The organism is Rhodoferax sp. RT4P68 (genome assembly GCF_056521305.1).
This window is the reverse complement of the sequence record NZ_JBWMBB010000001.1, coordinates 148,748-164,899: the sequence shown is the minus strand read 5'-3', so window position 1 is coordinate 164,899 and position 16,152 is coordinate 148,748. Positions and strand designations below refer to the sequence as shown.

General features: G+C 69.4%; 15 protein-coding genes. 8 read left to right on the top strand and 7 right to left on the bottom strand.

Annotation, left to right across the window (positions count from 1 at the left end):
- The first annotated feature begins 45 nt into the window (after positions 1-45).
- The 7 genes from murU to xdhB all read left to right on the top strand — a co-directional run bounded on the left by murU (position 46) and on the right by xdhB (position 7,747).
- Positions 46-774: an N-acetylmuramate alpha-1-phosphate uridylyltransferase MurU gene (gene murU / locus AC099J_RS00735; RefSeq protein ID WP_479613278.1), complete on the top strand. Its 729-nt coding sequence runs from the start codon at positions 46-48 to the stop codon at positions 772-774.
- Positions 771-1,469 carry an NAD-dependent epimerase/dehydratase family protein gene (locus tag AC099J_RS00730; RefSeq protein WP_479613277.1) on the top strand — a complete coding sequence of 233 codons (699 nt, stop codon included), beginning with the start codon at positions 771-773 and terminating at the stop codon, positions 1,467-1,469. Before murU ends, AC099J_RS00730 begins: the two co-directional genes overlap by 4 nt.
- Positions 1,470-1,497: 28 nt before the next feature.
- Positions 1,498-2,877 (top strand): aminopeptidase P N-terminal domain-containing protein, encoded by a 1,380-nt coding sequence (locus AC099J_RS00725; protein ID WP_479613276.1) that lies wholly within the window; start codon positions 1,498-1,500, stop codon positions 2,875-2,877.
- A 68-nt stretch (positions 2,878-2,945) separates the two neighbouring features.
- A complete protein-coding gene (locus AC099J_RS00720) occupies positions 2,946-3,215 on the top strand; it encodes an AbrB/MazE/SpoVT family DNA-binding domain-containing protein (protein ID WP_479613275.1) in 270 nt (89 codons plus the stop codon).
- A complete protein-coding gene (locus AC099J_RS00715; protein WP_479613274.1) occupies positions 3,212-3,646 on the top strand; it encodes a type II toxin-antitoxin system VapC family toxin in 435 nt (144 codons plus the stop codon). Before AC099J_RS00720 ends, AC099J_RS00715 begins: the two co-directional genes overlap by 4 nt.
- A gap of 97 nt (positions 3,647-3,743) precedes the next feature.
- On the top strand, positions 3,744-5,273 hold the full coding sequence (xdhA, locus tag AC099J_RS00710) for a xanthine dehydrogenase small subunit (RefSeq protein WP_479613273.1): 1,530 nt from the start codon (positions 3,744-3,746) through the stop codon (positions 5,271-5,273).
- Positions 5,274-5,284: 11 nt separating this feature from the next.
- On the top strand, positions 5,285-7,747 hold the full coding sequence (gene xdhB, locus AC099J_RS00705; RefSeq protein WP_479613272.1) for a xanthine dehydrogenase molybdopterin binding subunit: 2,463 nt from the start codon (positions 5,285-5,287) through the stop codon (positions 7,745-7,747).
- A 24-nt stretch (positions 7,748-7,771) separates the two neighbouring features.
- Here xdhB and AC099J_RS00700 read toward each other — a convergent pair whose 3' ends face one another.
- The gene (locus tag AC099J_RS00700) at positions 7,772-9,139 is read right to left on the bottom strand and encodes a glutamate carboxypeptidase (protein WP_479613271.1); all 1,368 of its coding nucleotides are present in this window, start codon (positions 9,137-9,139) and stop codon (positions 7,772-7,774) included.
- A 157-nt stretch (positions 9,140-9,296) separates the two neighbouring features.
- Here AC099J_RS00700 and AC099J_RS00695 point away from each other — a divergent pair, with 157 nt between their 5' ends.
- Positions 9,297-10,118: an SGNH/GDSL hydrolase family protein gene (locus tag AC099J_RS00695; protein WP_479613270.1), complete on the top strand. Its 822-nt coding sequence runs from the start codon at positions 9,297-9,299 to the stop codon at positions 10,116-10,118.
- Here AC099J_RS00695 and opgC read toward each other — a convergent pair.
- The 6 genes from opgC to AC099J_RS00665 form a co-directional block, all read right to left on the bottom strand.
- Positions 10,066-11,292: an OpgC domain-containing protein gene (gene opgC / locus AC099J_RS00690; protein ID WP_479613269.1), complete on the bottom strand. Its 1,227-nt coding sequence runs from the start codon at positions 11,290-11,292 to the stop codon at positions 10,066-10,068. The two genes, AC099J_RS00695 and opgC, sit on opposite strands and share 53 nt — an antisense overlap.
- Positions 11,289-12,224, bottom strand: a complete 936-nt coding sequence (locus tag AC099J_RS00685; RefSeq protein ID WP_479613268.1) for a YihY/virulence factor BrkB family protein — start codon at positions 12,222-12,224, stop codon at positions 11,289-11,291. Before AC099J_RS00685 ends, opgC begins: the two co-directional genes overlap by 4 nt.
- A gap of 26 nt (positions 12,225-12,250) precedes the next feature.
- On the bottom strand, positions 12,251-12,403 hold the full coding sequence (locus AC099J_RS00680) for a hypothetical protein (RefSeq protein ID WP_479613267.1): 153 nt from the start codon (positions 12,401-12,403) through the stop codon (positions 12,251-12,253).
- A gap of 168 nt (positions 12,404-12,571) precedes the next feature.
- Positions 12,572-13,465 carry a dienelactone hydrolase family protein gene (locus tag AC099J_RS00675; RefSeq protein WP_479613266.1) on the bottom strand — a complete coding sequence of 298 codons (894 nt, stop codon included), beginning with the start codon at positions 13,463-13,465 and terminating at the stop codon, positions 12,572-12,574.
- Positions 13,466-13,535: 70 nt separating this feature from the next.
- The gene (locus tag AC099J_RS00670; protein ID WP_479613265.1) at positions 13,536-14,765 is read right to left on the bottom strand and encodes a cytochrome P450; all 1,230 of its coding nucleotides are present in this window, start codon (positions 14,763-14,765) and stop codon (positions 13,536-13,538) included.
- A 127-nt stretch (positions 14,766-14,892) separates the two neighbouring features.
- Positions 14,893-16,116, bottom strand: a complete 1,224-nt coding sequence (locus AC099J_RS00665; protein WP_479613264.1) for an RtcB family protein — start codon at positions 16,114-16,116, stop codon at positions 14,893-14,895.
- Between the last annotated feature and the right edge of the window lie 36 nt (positions 16,117-16,152).

Sequence of the window (16,152 nt, the reverse complement as noted above, 5' to 3'; positions counted from 1 at the left end):
CGTGAGAGGCGCGAATGGTAGTGGAGCGGCCGGGATAATCCACCGATGTCCACAGCCCCCGCCCGAGCCGCCGTCCGCAGTGCCATGGTCCTCGCCGCCGGCCGGGGCGAGCGCATGCGCCCCCTGACCGACGCCACGCCCAAGCCGCTGCTGTCGGTGCGTGGCAAGCCGATGGTCGAATGGCATCTGGAGGCGCTGGCCCGCGCCGGCGTCGAGCGCGTGGTCGTCAACTGCGCGTGGCTGGAAGAGCAGATCCCGGCCGCGCTGGGGGACGGCAGCCGCTGGGGCCTGTCGATCTCGTATTCGATGGAAGGCCGCGACCACGGCGGCGCGCTGGAGACGGCGGGCGGTATCGCCAAGGCCCTGCCGCTGCTGGACGACTGCTTCTGGCTGGTCTCGGGCGACATCTTTGCGCCCGACTTCGACTTCGGCGCCGAGGCCGCCGCGCGCTTTGCGGCCAGCAGCCAGCACGCGCACCTGTGGCTGGTGCCCAACCCCGACTTCCACCCGCGTGGCGACTTCGGCCTCTCGGCCGACGGTCTGGCGCTGGACGGCCCAGGCCCGGACGGGCGGCGCTGGACGTATGCCAACCTGGCGCTGATGCGGCGCAGCCTGTGCGCGCAGATCCCGGTGGGCGAGAAGGTGGCGCTGGGCCCGCTGCTGTTCGCCGCCATGCGCGAGCGGCAGATTGGCGCCGAGATTTACACCGGCGCCTGGCACAACGTGGGCACGCCGGCGCAGCTGCAGCAGTTGAACACCGGAGATTCGGCATGAGCGCCGCGCCGCAAGCGCGCACCGCAGGCGGGGCCGCAGGCCCCCCAGTGCACGATGCCGTGCTGCTGGCCGGTGCCACAGGGTTGATCGGCCGCGAGATCCTCAGGCTGCTGCTGGCCGAGCGCGGCATCGCCCGGGTCCACACGCTGGGGCGCAAGCCGCCGGCGCAACCGCACGCCAAGCTGCGCCACCAGGCGTCGGACCTGCGGCGCATCGCTTCCTTGCCGCCGTTGCAGATGGTCTTCATCGCGCTGGGCACCACGATCAAGGTGGCTGGTAGCCAGGAGGCCTTTCGCGCTGTCGACCACGACGCCGTGCTGGCCGTGGCCCGCGCGGCGAGAGCGGCCGGCGCCACGCGGCTGGGCCTGGTGAGCGCCATGGGGGCGGATGCTGCAGCGCGCGTGTTCTACAACCGCGTCAAGGGCGAAGTCGAGCAGGCCGTGGCGCAACTCGGCTTCACCACGCTGGTGATCGCCCGGCCTTCGCTGCTGGTCGGCGACCGCAGCGCGCTGGGCCAGCCCACGCGCCGTGGCGAGATCGTCGGCGAGGCCATTGGCCGCCTGCTGCGCCCGCTAATTCCCGCCCATTACCTGCCCATCCACGCCGCCGACGTGGCCCGCGCGCTGGTCACTGCCGTGTCGCAGGGCGCGCCGGGCCGCCAAGTGCTGCTATCCGGCCAGATGCAGCCCCGCTGAATCCGCCGGGCGGCGGTAGCATTGCCCGATGACCACGCCCTACGCCCCACGCCGCGCCGCACTCGCCCGCCAGATTGGCCCCGGCGGCATCGCCATCATCCCCACCGCACCGGAACGCCCGCGCAACCGCGACAGCGATTTCCTGTACCGGCACGACAGCTATTTCTACTACCTCACCGGCTTCACCGAGCCCAACGCCTGGCTGGTGGTGACGGGCGACGGCCGCAGCACGCTGTTCTGCGCGCCCAAGGATCTGGAGCGCGAGATCTGGGACGGCTATCGGCTTGGCCCCGACGCCGCGCCCGAAGCGCTGGGCGTGAACGCCGCGCAGCCGGTGACCGAGTTGGACGCCGCCCTGCCGCGCCTGCTGGAGAACAAGGACACGGTCTGGTTCCCGTTCGCCATCCACAAGGGGCTGGAGAGCCGCGTCGACGGCTGGCTGTCCAGCGTGCGCGCCCGCGTGCGCTACGGCGCGCTGTGCCCCGAGACGCAGCGCGACCTGTGCGGCATCCTCGACGAGATGCGCCTGGTGAAGGATGCGCACGAGCAGGACGTGATGCGCCGCGCCGCGCAGATCAGCGCGGGCGCCCACATCCGCGCCATGCAGCTCTCGGCCCGCATGCTGCGGGACGGCAAGGACGTGCGCGAATACCACCTGGACGCCGAGCTGCTGCACGAGTTCCGCCTGCATGGCTCGCAGTACCCGGCCTATGGCTCCATCGTGGCGGCCGGCGCCAACGCCTGCGTGCTGCACTACCGTGCCGACGCCGCGCCCGTGAGGAGCGGCGACCTGGTGCTGATCGACGCCGGCTGCGAGCTCGACAGCTACGCCAGCGACATCACGCGCACCTTCCCCGCCAACGGCAAGTTCACCGGCCCGCAGCGCGCGCTGTACGACCTGGTGCTGGCCAGCCAGGAGGCGGCAGTGGCTGCCACGCGCGCCGGCGCCCGCTTCAACGACCCGCACGACGCCACCGTCAAGGTGCTGGCCCAGGGCATGCTGGACGTCGGCCTGCTGGACGCCAACAAGGTCGGCCATGTGGACGACGTGATCGAGAAGCGCGCCTACTTCGCCTACTACATGCACCGCACCGGCCACTGGCTGGGCATGGACGTGCACGACTGCGGCAGCTATGTGGAGCCGAGCGAGGTCGGCGACGGCAGCCAGCGCAAGGACGCGCTGTCGGGCGAGACCATCACGAACCGCCCCAGCCGCATCTTGAAGCCCGGCATGGTGCTGACCATCGAGCCCGGCATCTACGTGCGCCCCGGCCCGGGCGTGCCGGAGGAGTTCCACAACATCGGCATCCGCATCGAAGACGACGCCATCGTGACGGCGGACGGCTGCGAGCTGATCACGCGCGGGGTGCCGGTGAAGGGGGATGAGATCGAGGCGTTGATGCGGTGAAGGAGTGAAGACCAACAGGCTGACGTTCGTCAATCGTTAGAATTTCCAACTTTCTAACGGAGGTCGCGATGACCGAACTGGTGCGTGTGAAGGAGAAGTTTCAGGTCACCATCCCGGCATCGCTCCGCAAGGCGGCGTCGCTGGAATTGGGCGACTATCTTGAAGCCTCGCGTTGGGGCGACGGCATCTTGCTGCGGCCGGCCTCGGCGGGCAAGGCGGCGCCGCGGCGCAAGACCGGCATCATGGCGTTCCTGAACGAGCAACGTGCCGCATCACGCAGTCGGGCCGACATCGATGCGCAGGTCCAGCAAGATCGCGACGCCTGGGACCAAAAATGAGCGAAACGCCGACGGCGTTCGATCGCGGCGCGACGGTGTACCTCGACACCAATCCCATCATTTACCTCACCGAAGGCAATCCGGCATTCAAGGCGCAAATCGCCAGCTTGTTCGAAGCGCTCGATGTGGCGGATGCGCGGCTGGTCACCAGCGAGTTGACACTGACCGAAGTGCTGGTGAGGCCGCTGCGCGACCACGACACGGCGCTGGTCGAAGCCTACGAGCGCCTGTTCGACACGCTGCTGCAGGCGCAACCGGTCAGCCGGCAAGTGCTGCTGCTGTCGGCACAACTCCGGGCGGAGACCCGGACCCTGCGCACGCCCGACGCCATCCACGTCGCCACGGCCGCCCTGGTGCAGGCCAGCCATTTCGTATCCGGCGACGCAGGCATCCGCACACTCCCTGAAGGCATGCAGCGCGTACAGCTTTGATGCTGGGCCGGTGGCGCCGCCAGCGCCTCTGGCGCAAACTGGTACGCGTGTTGCGATACAACGGCGATCAGCCCCGCCTGCACCACGAGTGAACACCATGACCACCGCCCAGCCCATCCGCTTCTTCCATCGCGGCGAGATCGTCGAGGTCGACGGCGTCGCCACCACGCGTTCGGTGCTCGACTGGCTGCGCGTTGACGCCCGCTGCACCGGCACCAAAGAGGGTTGCAACGAGGGCGATTGCGGCGCCTGCACCGTGGTGGTGGGCCAGCTCGAGGGCGACCACCTGGCGCTGCAGCCCGTCAACGCCTGCATCCAGTTCCTGCCCACGCTGCATGGCAAGGCGCTGTTCAGTGTGGAAGACCTCAAGACGGGTGCCGACGGCGCGCTGCACCCGGTGCAGCAGGCCATGGTGGAGTGCCATGGCTCGCAGTGCGGGTTTTGCACGCCCGGCTTCGTGATGTCGATGTGGGCCGGCTACGAGCGGCACCAGGCCTGCGGCACGCGGCCGACGCGCCAGCAGCTGGCGGACGACCTCTCGGGCAACCTGTGCCGTTGCACCGGCTACCGGCCGATCCTGGACGCGGGGCAGCGCATGTTCGATCTGCCGGCGGTGCGGCTGGACACGGCGCCCGTCGTGGCGGCCCTGCGCAGCTTGGCGGCCGATGCCGGCGAGGGCCTGCGCTACACGGCGCCATCACCGGCCGTGCCGGGCCGCAGCGACAGCTTTCACGCACCGCGCACGATGGATGCGCTCGCCACGCTCTATGCGGACAACCCGCAAGCACGGCTGCTGGCCGGCTCCACCGACATCGGTCTGTGGGTCAACAAGCAGTTCCGCGACATGCCGGCGCTGCTGTACGTGGGCGACGTGGCCGAGCTCAAGACCATCGCGCAGCAGGGCGGGCCGGACGGCCCCGAGCTGTCCATCGGCGCGGGCGCCTCGCTTGAACTGGCTTGGCGCGCCTTGGCGCAGCGGCACCCTGAACTGACCGACGTCTGGCTGCGCTTTGCCTCGCTGCCGATCCGCAACGCAGGGACGATGGGCGGCAATGTGGCCAACGGCTCGCCCATCGGCGATGCGCCACCGATTCTGCTGGCGCTGGACGCGGCCATCGAACTGCGCCAGGGCGCGCGCGTGCGCCGCATGCCGCTTGCGGACTTTTATGTCGACTACATGAAGAACCGGCTGGAGCCCGGCGAGTTCATCACGCGCATCTGCGTGCCGCTGGCGGATGGCGCGCGCCAGGTGCGGGCCTACAAGATCAGCAAGCGCTTCGACTGCGACATCTCGGCGCTGTGCGCGGGCTTTGCCTTGACGCTCGATGGCGACACCGTGCGCAGCGTGCGGTTGGCCTACGGCGGCATGGCCGGCATCGTCAAGCGCGCGGCCAAGGCAGAGGCGGTGCTGACCGGCCAGCCGTGGACGCAGGCCAGCGTCGCCGCTGCGCAAGCCGCGCTGCTGGAAGACTTCAAGCCGCTGTCGGACATGCGGGCCAGTGCCGACTACCGCATGCGCGTCGCGCGCAACCTGCTGCAGCGGCTGTGGCTGGAGACGCGCACGGTCGACCCGCTGCCCACCTCGAAGACCAGCGTCTTCAGCGTCATGCCCCACGCCGCCGCCTGAGGAGCCCCACCATGAACAAGCCCCTGCCCGACCACCTGCTGAAGCCAGCCGAAGCGTTCGCCGACTACCGCGCCAACACGGCAGCACGCATCGACGAACCCACGGAGCGCAGCGCGCTGATCACCGGCGCGCGCGTCGGCATCAGCCGGCCGCACGAATCGGCGCATCTGCACGTGGTCGGCGAGGCCGCCTACATCGACGACCTGCCCGAGCTGGTGGGCACGCTGCACTGCGCGCTGGGCCTGTCGCCCGTCGCCAGTGGCCGCCTGCTGGGCATGCAGCTCGACACGCTGCGTGAGATGCCCGGCGTGGTGGCGGTGTTGACGGCCGCTGACATTCCGGGCACGAACGACTGCGGCTCCATCGTGCACGACGACCCGATCCTGTGCCCCATCGTCCGGCAGGACGATGGCGCGTGCTGGGGCGAGATCCGCTACCTGGGCCAGCCTGTGTTCGCCGTGATCGCCGAGACGCGCGACATCGCCCGCCGCGCCGCCGCGCGCGCCAAGGAGGTGTTGCAGGTCGAAGCCGCGCCGCCCGTGCTGACGCCGCGCGAGGCCCACGCGCGCCAGCAGTACGTGGTGCCGCCCATGCAGCTGGTGCGCAGCACGCACGAAGGCGGCGCCGCAGCCGCCATCGCCGGCGCGCCGCGCCAGCTGAAGGGCCAGCTCGACGTCGGCGGGCAGGAGCAGTTCTATCTCGAAGGCCAGATCAGCTACGCCATTCCGAAGGAAGACGGTGGCCTGCATGTGCACTGCTCGACCCAGCACCCGAGCGAGATGCAGCACATGGTCGCGCACGCGCTGCACCTGCATGCGCACCAGGTACAGGTGGAATGCCGGCGCATGGGGGGAGGATTCGGCGGCAAGGAATCGCAATCCGGTCTGTTCGCCTGCGTGGCGGCGGTGGCGGCCGCCCGGCTCAAGCGCCCCGTCAAACTGCGGCTGGACCGCGACGACGACTTCATGGTGACCGGCCGGCGCCACTGCTTCTGGTATGACTACACCGTGGGCTATGACGAGGAAGGCCGCGTGCTGGGCGCCGAGATCACCATGGTCTCGCGGGCCGGCCATTCGGCTGATCTTTCGGGCCCGGTGATGACGCGGGCGCTCTGCCACTTCGACAACGCCTACTGGCTGCCCGATGTGGCCATGCACGGCTATTCGGGCAAGACCAACACGCAGAGCAACACGGCGTTTCGCGGCTTCGGCGGGCCGCAGGGTGCGATCGCCATCGAGAACATCCTGGACACCATTGCCCGCACGCTGGGCCGCGACCCGCTGGAGGTGCGGCGCATCAATTTTTACGGCACCGACGAGCGCAACGTGACGCCCTACGGCCAGACCATCCGCGACAACATCCTGTTGCCACTGGTCGAAGAATTGGAGGCCAGCAGCCACTACCACGCGCGCCGCGCCGACATCGCCGCGTTCAACGCCACGAGCCCGGTGCTCAAGCGCGGCCTGGCGCTGGCGCCGCTGAAGTTCGGCATCAGCTTCAACGTCAAGCACTTCAACCAGGCGGGCGCGCTGGTGCACGTCTACACCGACGGCTCGATCCTCGTGAACCATGGCGGCACCGAGATGGGCCAGGGGCTGAACACCAAGGTGGCGCAGGTGGTGGCGCATGAACTCGGCGTGGATTTCAGCGATGTGCGCGTGACGGCGACCGACACCTTCAAGGTGGCCAACACCTCGGCCACGGCCGCGTCCACCGGCGCTGACCTGAACGGCAAGGCCGCGCAGGATGCAGCGCGCCAGATCCGCGAGCGCCTGGCCGCCTGCGCCGCCGCCCGCCACGGCGGCACGCCGCAAGAAGTGCGCTTTGCCAACGGCCAGGTGGAAGTGGCAGGCCGCACGCTGAGCTTTGCCACCCTGGTCGGTGAGGCCTACCTGGACCGCGCGCAGCTGTGGTCCGACGGCTTCTACGCCACGCCGGGCCTGAGCTGGGACCGCGAGACGATGCAGGGCCACCCGTTCTACTACTTCGCCTACGGCGCGGCAGTCAGCGAGGTGATCGTCGACACGCTGACCGGCGAATGGAAGCTGCTGCGCGCCGACATCCTGCAGGACGCCGGCACTTCGCTGAACCCGGCCGTGGACATCGGCCAGGTCGAGGGCGCCTTCATCCAGGGCATGGGCTGGCTGACGACAGAGGAACTGGTGTGGCACCCCGAGACCGGCAAGCTGACCACGCACGCACCCAGCACCTACAAGATTCCCACTGCGAACGACTGCCCGCCCGTGTTCAACGTGCAGCTGTTCAAGAGCCCGAACGTGGAGGACTCCATCCACCGCAGCAAGGCCGTGGGCGAGCCGCCGCTGCTGCTGCCGTTCTCGGTGTTCTTTGCGATTCGCGACGCGGTGTCGGCCGTGGGCGGGCACCGCGTCGACCCGCCGCTGCGCGCCCCGGCCACGGGCGAGGCCATCCTCACGGCCATCGAGGCGGTGCGCGCAGCAGACCAGCGCGGCTGACGGCGCCGCTCGCCGCGCGGGCCCTTACCAGCGCACCTGTCCGCGTCCGGTGTCCATGACCATGCGCGTGGCCAGGTACAGGCGTGGCGCCACGTTGGACAAGAGCACGTACTCGTCGTCGTTCGAATGCGCGCCAAAGCCGCGCAGGCCGAAGCTCTCGAGCACGCCACCACGCGGACGCAACCCGGCGAATGCCGCATCGGTGCCGCCGCCGGTGGCGCGCTCGCGAATCTCCAGCGGCAGGCCCAGACCGCCATACAACTGCACCGCGTGCTGCGCCAGCGCACGTGATGCGGCGTTGGCCACGAAGGCCGGGCGGCTGCGGTAGAAGCTCAGTTCGATCTTGGTGTCGGGGATCAGCTTGTCCTCGATCGACTTCTTCAGCGCTGATTCCATCAGGTCCAGATCGGCGTTGGTCAGCGAGCGCACGTCGGCGATAGCGCTCGCCTCGGCCGGGATCACGTTGCGCGAGCCGCCGGCGTTGGCCACCGTCCAGTTGATCTGCAGACCCTTCGCCGGGTCGCCGAACTGCCGGCTCTTGAGCATCTGGTGCGACAACTCGTACAGCGCGTTGCGGCCCAGGTGCGGGGCCGAGCCGGCATGGCTGGCCTTGCCGGTGACTTTCATTTCGACGATGGCGATGCTGCTGGTGGCCAGGCGCACCATGTCACCGCCGCTGGCCGTGGCGCTGCCGCCGCCTTCGAACGAGAGCACCGCGTCGTACTCGCTGCCCAGCTGCGTGAGGATGGGGCCGGAGCCGGGCGAGCCGACCTCCTCGTCGCCGTTGATCAGCACCCCCAGCTGCGCATAGTCGGCAAACCCATTGCGCGCCAGCACGTCCACGACGTGCAGGACCATGGCCACACCCTGCTTGTCGTCCGCGATGCCCACGCCGTAGACGCGGTCACCGTCGATGCGAAAGGGTTGCTTGGCGGCCATGCCACGCGGGTAGACGGTGTCCATGTGCGCGATCAGCAGCACCTTCTTGGCACCTGTACCGCGCTTGGTGGCATAGACCATCTGGCCCAGCTCGGCGCCTTTGAGCTGCGGGTGGAAATCGGGGGCGCGTGCGGGCTTCAGCTCCACCTGCATGCCGGCCTTGACCAGCCGCTCGGCCACGACGGCGCTGAGCTTCTTGAGCCCATCGAGGTCGCGGCTGCCCGATTCCATGCCGACCAGCGTCTCCAGCGTCTTCAGGAAAGGGCCGACCTCGGCCTGGGCTTGCGTGCGCAAGGCCGCGTCGACCGGCAGCGCCGCTGCGGCGGGCGCTACCGTGGGCGCAGATGCGGCGGGCGAAGATGCAGGGGGCGACAGCGGTGCGCAGGCGCCCAGCACCACGGCCAGGCTCAGGGTGCCGGCCAATGTGGGCCAGCGGCGGATGGGGGTGGTCATCAAGTGTTCCTCGGGGATTGCTGTTGTTGGCCGGCCAGTCTAAGCGCGCGTCGCATCTGCCCGCCCCACGGCGCGGTGGAAATCCAGGCGCCGACGCGCACAGCCCGCGTGGGCCTGGTCCGACACGGTCGGGTCGTATCCGTGGCAAGCTTTCGCCATGCGAACCAAACGCCGCCTGACCAAACTCGCCTTCGCGCTGTACGGCCTGGGTCTGGGTGCTTCCATCGGCGCTCAGACGCAGCCCGACGGCCAACGAGCTGCCCCTCGCGCCACGGTTGTCGACCTGCGCTGGAAGGACAGCTTCGACGCCTTCGCCGCAGCCGACCAGAAGCAGGCGCCGCAACCGGGCGGCGTGCTGTTCGTCGGCAGCTCGTCGATCCGCCTGTGGAACGATCTGGAGACGCAGTTCGCCGGCCTGCCGGTCGTCAAGCGCGGCTTCGGCGGCTCACGCATGCTGGACGTGGCCGCGCACGTGGACCGGCTGGTGCTGCCCTACCGGCCGCGCCTGATCGTCGTCTACGCGGGCGACAACGACCTGGCCGAGGGCCGCCTGCCTGCCGAGGTGCTGGCCAGCTTCACGCAGTTCGTGCAGCAGGTGCGCGCCGAGCTGCCAGCCACGCGCATCGCCTACCTGTCGATCAAGCCCAGCCCGCTGCGCGCCGCGCTGATGCCGCAGGCGCTCGAGACCAACCGGCTCATTGCCGAGTACAGCGCGGCCACGCCGAACCTGGACTACATCGACATCTACTCGCGCATGCTGGGCGCCGATGGCCAGCCGCGCGCCGACCTGTATGGCAGCGACGCGCTGCACCTGAACCCGGCCGGCTACGCGGTGTGGAAGTCGGCCATCTCGCCGCACCTGGTGGTGCGCGTGCCCACCGAGGCCGTGGCCGCTGCGGTGCCCGGCTCGCCCACGGCGCCGGCCGTCACCGGGCAGCCGACGCTGGTGCCGTTACAGGTGCCCGCCCGCGCGCCTTGAGCCGTTCGCGCAGCTTGCGCTTGGCGGCTGCGGCCTGGCGGTCCATCTCCTGACTGACGAGGGCGACGCCGTAGAGCACGGCGAAGCTGACGACGAGGATGCCGATGTCGGTGCCCCAGGAACGCGCATCTGCCGCCCCACCGAACAAGGCCAGCGCCAGCAGGGCCAATACCAGGTGGGTGCAAAACACGGGCAGCGAAGCCGCGCCCATGGTTTCCAGAAACCGCAGGCGCGGCAGGTGCGTGGCCATCCAGGGCGCGAAGTGCATGGTCAGCACCAGCAGCGCGAACAGGTTGAGCATGCGCATCGGCGCCAGCTGCCACTTGTCGAACAACATGTTGAGCCCGGCATCGTGCGGGATCGGCACCTGGCCCACGACGTGCCGCCAGACGAGCCCGATGGCCCCGATCACGATGGCCGCGCCCAGCATCCAGCGCGGGAACACCAGCGGCGGCCTGGCAGGTTGCACGCTGCGCTCGGCCCCCAGCCACAAGCCGATGACCCACAGCAGTTGCCAGGCCAGCACCTTGAACGAACCGGTCTGGTGCAGGGGCGGCAACGGCAGGCCAGTGCCGGCGGCAAAACCCTCATACAGCCGGCTGCCCAGGTCGAACTGCGCGCCCAGCCACAGCGCCACGCTGCCGGCCAGGATGCCGCCCCAGCCGCTGTGCAACCCGTGCACCAGCAGCACCGGGCTGCACAGCATGAACAGGATGTAGATCGGCAGAATGTCCAGCAGCGGCGGGCTGTAGACCAGCAGCAGCGCGCCCACCAGCGCGTGCAGCGGGTCGCTCAGGTAGTAGCCCATGAGGCCGGTGATGGCTTCCTGCTGCACGACGACGGCGATGACCGCGACGATGCTGAACAGGAACAGCAGCAGCGCCGCCTGGCACAGGTAGATCTTCCACACCCGCTGGTAGAAGGCCGCGCGCATGCGTTCCTGGCCCTCGCGCCGCTCGCGCGTGGCGTAGACCAGTCCGGCCATGAAGCCGGACAGCAGCACGAAGCCCTCGGCCGCCGAGACGAAGCCGAACGGCTGCCCGGCCGGTGAGGCGACGCGCGTGGGCAGGTGCGTGAGCGTCATCAGCACCAGCATGAGGCCGCGCAGCGCGTCGATCTGCCACAGGCGCTCGCCCGATGCGGCGGCGGCGGCGGCGGGGGCAGGGGGACTCATGGAGCAACGCCTTCGGTGGTGAACGGCTTCACCTCAGCGGGCGCATCGCCTTCCGCGCAATGGCGTTCATATTCCGCGATGACCTGCGCGCCCAGCAGCAGCAAAATGGCGGCCACCTCGAGGCTCAGCAGCACGGCGATGGCCGTCGTCAGCGAGCCGTAGACCACGCCGATCTGCGAGAGCGTCACGAAGTACCAGACGAGCAGCCGGCGCGAGATCTCCCACAACACGGCTGCAGCGACGGCACCGATCAGGGCATGGCGCAACAGCGGCCGGCCCACCGGCATGACCAGGTAGATCGAGGCCAGCACGAACACCTCCCCGACGAAGCCCAGCGCATACAGCAGCGCGGACGACACATGATTGAGCGACAGGTCGAGCCACAGGAAGTGCACTTCTTCCTCGCCCAGCGCCTGCAGCGCCCCGGCAACCACCGTCACGACCAGCAGGCCTGCGCCCAGAAAGAGGATGTACGCGTAGGGAAGGATGGCCGAGACCATGTAGTGCCGGCGCCGCACCTTCACGCGGTGCAGGAAGATGACCGAAAACGCGTTCTCCAGCACCGTGAAGGCCAGCGAGCTGAAGAACAACATGCTGACCAGCAGCACCCAGCCGAGCACCTCGCGGTGAGCCAGGAAGTTGCCCAGCTCGGCCACCACGGCGCGCGACTGGCCGGGCAGCAACCATTCGAGATAGCGGCTCAAGGTCAGCAGCAGGGATTGCTGGTCCACGAAGTGCGACAGCGCAATGACCGTGAGGATCAGCAAAGGCACGATGGAGAGCAGCGCGTAATACGCCACGGCACCGGCCAGCAGCAGGCCCTGGTTGGCCTTGAAGGCCCTGAGCACGCGCCACCCGAAATCAGCCGGATGGCTCCACACTGAGGAGGCGTGCCGACCCAGCCCGAACCGAGGGGCTTTCCACGAACGCATGGACATTCAGCCCGGTGGGGCCGGCTTCAGACCTCGGGCGCCGGGTCGCCGCCCGGCTCAGCCTCGCCGGGTATGCCCGGCATCGGCGCGCCATCGTCCGGCTCGACCGGCATGCCGCCTGGCTCGGGCACACCGTCGTCTTCACCGTGGCGATGCGGGGGGCGATGGGAAGTGGTCATGGTGCGTCTCGCAGTTCTCTGGGCTCTTCATGGTCTGCGTGAGTGACACACGCTGTCACCCGGCGGGCGGCTGAAGTGGTTGTCAGCCGGCGCCGACAGTGGCGACTTGAGGCTGTCTGTGCTGCTTCAGCAATGCCGCCCATCTGGTGGCGGTCGCCAAGCGGCGCGTCACCCCATCTGCGCATTGAAGAAGGCCAGGGTGCGCGTCCATGCCAGCTGCGCCGCCGCCGCGTCGTAGCGCGGCGTGGTGTCGTTGTGAAAGCCGTGCTGCGTGCCCGGGTACTCGTGCATGGTGAACCGCACGCCAGCCGCCTTCAGCGCGGCCTCGTAGGCGGGCCAGGCGGCGTTGATGCGCTCGTCCACAGCGGCCAGGTGCACCAGCAGCGGGGCCTTGACCTTGGCCGCTTCTTCGGGGGCCGGGCTGTTGCCGTAGAAGGGCACGGCGGCCTGCAGGTCGGGCAGCCGGGTAGCCAGCCAGTGGGCCATGCCGCCGCCGTAGCAAAAGCCCACCACACCGAGCTTGGCGTTGCCGTCGGCACGGGCGCGCAGCCAGGCCGTGGCGGCCAGGAAGTCTTCGCGCGTTTTCGTCTGGTCCAGCTTGGCGAACTCGGCGCGGGCCTTGTCTTCGTCGCCGGGGTAACCGCCCAGCGGGGTCAAGGCATCGGGCGCGAAGGCCATGTAGCCTGCAAGCGCGACGCGGCGGGCGACGTCTTCGATGTGCGGGTTCAGGCCGCGGTTCTCGTGCACCACCAGCACCATGGGTAACCGGGCAGAGCCGACCGACGCGGGCCGCACCAGATAACCGTTGATGCTGCCGTGGCCGGTGGGCGAGGGCACCGGAACTTTCTCGGCCTTCAGACGCGCGTCGTCCGGGCGCACCTGCTGGCCAGCGGCGAAGTTGGGGCTGAGCGCGGCCAGCAGGCCGGCCGCCGTCACGCCAGCCTTCGCATAGCGCTGGGCCTGCGACAGGAAGCCGCGGCGGTCCAGGTCACCGTGCACGTAGGCGTCGAACAGGATCAGCAGTCGCTGGTCGAAATCCTGGGCGGTGAGGCGGGGGGCCATGGCGTCTCCTGCGCGTGGGTAGGGAGCGCCAGCGTATCGGGTTGCCGATTGCCCCTCGCAGGGCAGGTGTTCAGCCAGCCTGCAAGGCCAGCGCCTGCAGTCCGCGCAGGTTGATCAGCTTGCGCCATTGCGGCTGCGTGTCGACCAGCGCCAGCGTGGGGTAGCGCAGCAGCAGGCGCGAGAAGGCTTCCTCGGCCTCGATCCGCGCCAGCGGCGCACCCAGGCAGTAGTGGATGCCGGCGCCGAAGGTGAGGTGCGGGTTGGGGCTGCGGCCGATGTCGAAACGGTCGGGCTCGGCGAACACCGCCGGGTCGCGGTTGGCGGCGGCGTGCATGAAGAACACGATCTCGTCCGGCGGGATCAGCGTGTCCCCCACCGCATACGGCGCGACGGTGTGGCGCCCGACCATGCCGACCGAGGGCTCGAAGCGCAGCATCTCGTCCACGGCGCCTGGCATCAGTGCAGGCTGCGCGCGCAGCCGGGCCAGCTCAGCCGGATGCCGCAGCAGCGTCAGCATGCCGTTGCCGATCAGGTTGGTGGTGGTCTCGTGGCCGGCGATGAACAGCAGGATCAGGTTGCCCAGCAGTTCGTCTTCGCTCAGCGTGGCGTCGCCGGCGTCGTGCGCGGTGATCAGCTGGCCCAGCACGTCGCCCTGTTCGCCGCTGGCGCGGTGGCGCGCGAGGTGGTGGCGCAGGTAGTCCACCATCTCGACGGCGGCCTGGTCGGCGGCCAGGCGCTCGCTGCGGCGAAACACGGGCTCGACGATCAGCGCCATGGCGTCCGACCACAGCTTGGTCTGCGCGAAGTCTCCAGGCGGCAGGCCCAGGATGTCGCAGATCACGCGCACCGGCAGTTGCTGCGCGAGCGTGGGCATCAGGTCGAACCGGCACTGCAGCGGCAGTGTGGCCAGCAGCTCGTCGGTGATGGCGGCGATGCGCGTGCGCAGCGCCTGCACCACGGATGGCTTGAACGCGCCCTGCACCAGCCGGCGCAGCCGCGTGTGGGTGGGCGGGTCGTTAAAGAGCATCCAGCGTTCGGTGGTGCGCTCCAGCGTCGAATCGGCGATGAACGGGCGCAGCTGCGCATAGCCTGGCATGCGCCACACCTCGCGGCTGAGGTGCTGGTCGCGCAGGCCGGCACTGCAGTCGGCATGGCCCGGCACCAGCCAGATGCCGACCACGTCACGCTCGACGCGGGCGCGCTCGCGCAGGCGGCGCAGCAAGGGGTGCGGGTCGAGCCGGAAGGCCGGATCTCGCATGTCGATGGGCGCACTGGCGGGGGATGGTGCGGGCTGGTCCATGGGGGCCTTCTCAAAGGGCCGCAAGCGGCGGCGCTGGATCATCGCCCAGTGCGACGGATCGTGTCCATGGCCTGGGGCCAGGCCGGGCGGCGTGCGTCGCCCGGCCGCCCTCACCCCCTCACCCTCCTCACCCCTTGACGCAGACCAGCTGCTTCAGCGTGTGGACGACTTCCACCAGGTCCTTCTGCGCGGCCATCACGGCGTCGATGTCCTTGTAGGCCATCGGGATCTCGTCGACCACGCCGGCGTCTTTGCGGCATTCGACGCCTTCGGTCGCACGGGCCTGGTCGGCCGCCGTGAACAGTTGCTTGGCCTTGGTGCGGCTCATCACGCGGCCGGCGCCGTGGCTGCAGCTCTCGAAGCTTTCGGCATTGCCCAGCCCGCGCACGATGTAGCTGCGCGCGCCCATGCTGCCGGGGATGATGCCCAGCTCGCCGCGCTTCGCGCTGACCGCCCCCTTGCGCGTGACGAACACGTCTTCGCCGAAGTGGTGCTCCTGCTGCACATAGTTGTGGTGGCAGTTGACGGCCTCGACATGCGAGGTGAACGGCTTGGGTATCACCTTCTGCACGGTGGCGATCAGGTGGGCCATCATCACCTCGCGGTTGCGCGCAGCGAACTTCTGCGCCCAGCCGACGGCGCGTACGTAGTCGCCGAAGTACTGCGCGCCTTCTTCGAAGTACGCCAGGTTCTGGTCCGGCAGGTTGCGCTGGTGGGCCTCGGCATCCTTCTTGGCCAGCGCGATGAAGTGCGTGCCGATGGCGTTGCCCACGCCGCGCGAGCCCGAGTGCAGCATGAACCACACGCTGTCCGCTTCGTCCAGGCAGACCTCGATGAAATGGTTGCCGGTGCCCAGCGTGCCCAGGTGCTTGCGGTTGTTGGTCTTGGCCAGGCGCGGGTGCAGCGCACACAGCGCCTCGAACTCATCCACCAGCGTCGCCCAGACCTGGTCGACTGCATCGGGCGGGTTCTCCCAGCTGCCCTGGTCGCGGCCACGGTTGCGCGGCGACATGCCGTGCGGCACGGCACGCTCGATCGCGGCGCGCAGTGGGGCCAGGTTGTCCGGCAGGTCGTTGGCGTGCAGCGTTGTCTTGCAGGCCATCATGCCGCAGCCGATGTCCACACCCACCGCGGCCGGGATGATGGCGCGCAGCGTGGGGACAACGGAGCCCACCGTCGCGCCGATGCCCAGGTGCACATCGGGCATCACCGCGATGTGCTTGAACACCACGGGCAGGCGCGCCGTGTTGGCGAGCTGCTGCTTCGCTTCGGGTTCGACCGGCACGCCGCGTGTCCACATCTTGATGGGCACGCCGCCTTCGGGTTGTTCGGTGATGTAGTTCTGTTCCATGTTGTTCTCCATTGTTTCTACAGGGCGCGGCACCGA

Excerpts from the sequence above, each read along its gene's own strand:
- AC099J_RS00715 (WP_479613274.1), top strand. The coding sequence starts at position 3,212 with ATGAGCGAAACGCCGACGGCGTTCGATCGCGGCGCGACGGTGTACCTC.
- AC099J_RS00680 (WP_479613267.1), bottom strand. The coding sequence starts at position 12,403 with ATGACCACTTCCCATCGCCCCCCGCATCGCCACGGTGAAGACGACGGT.
- AC099J_RS00700 (WP_479613271.1), bottom strand. The coding sequence starts at position 9,139 with ATGACCACCCCCATCCGCCGCTGGCCCACATTGGCCGGCACCCTGAGC.
- AC099J_RS00665 (WP_479613264.1), bottom strand. The coding sequence starts at position 16,116 with ATGGAACAGAACTACATCACCGAACAACCCGAAGGCGGCGTGCCCATC.
- AC099J_RS00695 (WP_479613270.1), top strand. The coding sequence starts at position 9,297 with ATGCGAACCAAACGCCGCCTGACCAAACTCGCCTTCGCGCTGTACGGC.
- AC099J_RS00720 (WP_479613275.1), top strand. The coding sequence starts at position 2,946 with ATGACCGAACTGGTGCGTGTGAAGGAGAAGTTTCAGGTCACCATCCCG.
- AC099J_RS00685 (WP_479613268.1), bottom strand. The coding sequence starts at position 12,224 with ATGCGTTCGTGGAAAGCCCCTCGGTTCGGGCTGGGTCGGCACGCCTCC.
- AC099J_RS00675 (WP_479613266.1), bottom strand. The coding sequence starts at position 13,465 with ATGGCCCCCCGCCTCACCGCCCAGGATTTCGACCAGCGACTGCTGATC.
- murU (WP_479613278.1), top strand. The coding sequence starts at position 46 with ATGTCCACAGCCCCCGCCCGAGCCGCCGTCCGCAGTGCCATGGTCCTC.
- xdhA (WP_479613273.1), top strand. The coding sequence starts at position 3,744 with ATGACCACCGCCCAGCCCATCCGCTTCTTCCATCGCGGCGAGATCGTC.
- opgC (WP_479613269.1), bottom strand. The coding sequence starts at position 11,292 with ATGAGTCCCCCTGCCCCCGCCGCCGCCGCCGCCGCATCGGGCGAGCGC.
- AC099J_RS00730 (WP_479613277.1), top strand. The coding sequence starts at position 771 with ATGAGCGCCGCGCCGCAAGCGCGCACCGCAGGCGGGGCCGCAGGCCCC.
- AC099J_RS00725 (WP_479613276.1), top strand. The coding sequence starts at position 1,498 with ATGACCACGCCCTACGCCCCACGCCGCGCCGCACTCGCCCGCCAGATT.
- AC099J_RS00670 (WP_479613265.1), bottom strand. The coding sequence starts at position 14,765 with ATGGACCAGCCCGCACCATCCCCCGCCAGTGCGCCCATCGACATGCGA.
- xdhB (WP_479613272.1), top strand. The coding sequence starts at position 5,285 with ATGAACAAGCCCCTGCCCGACCACCTGCTGAAGCCAGCCGAAGCGTTC.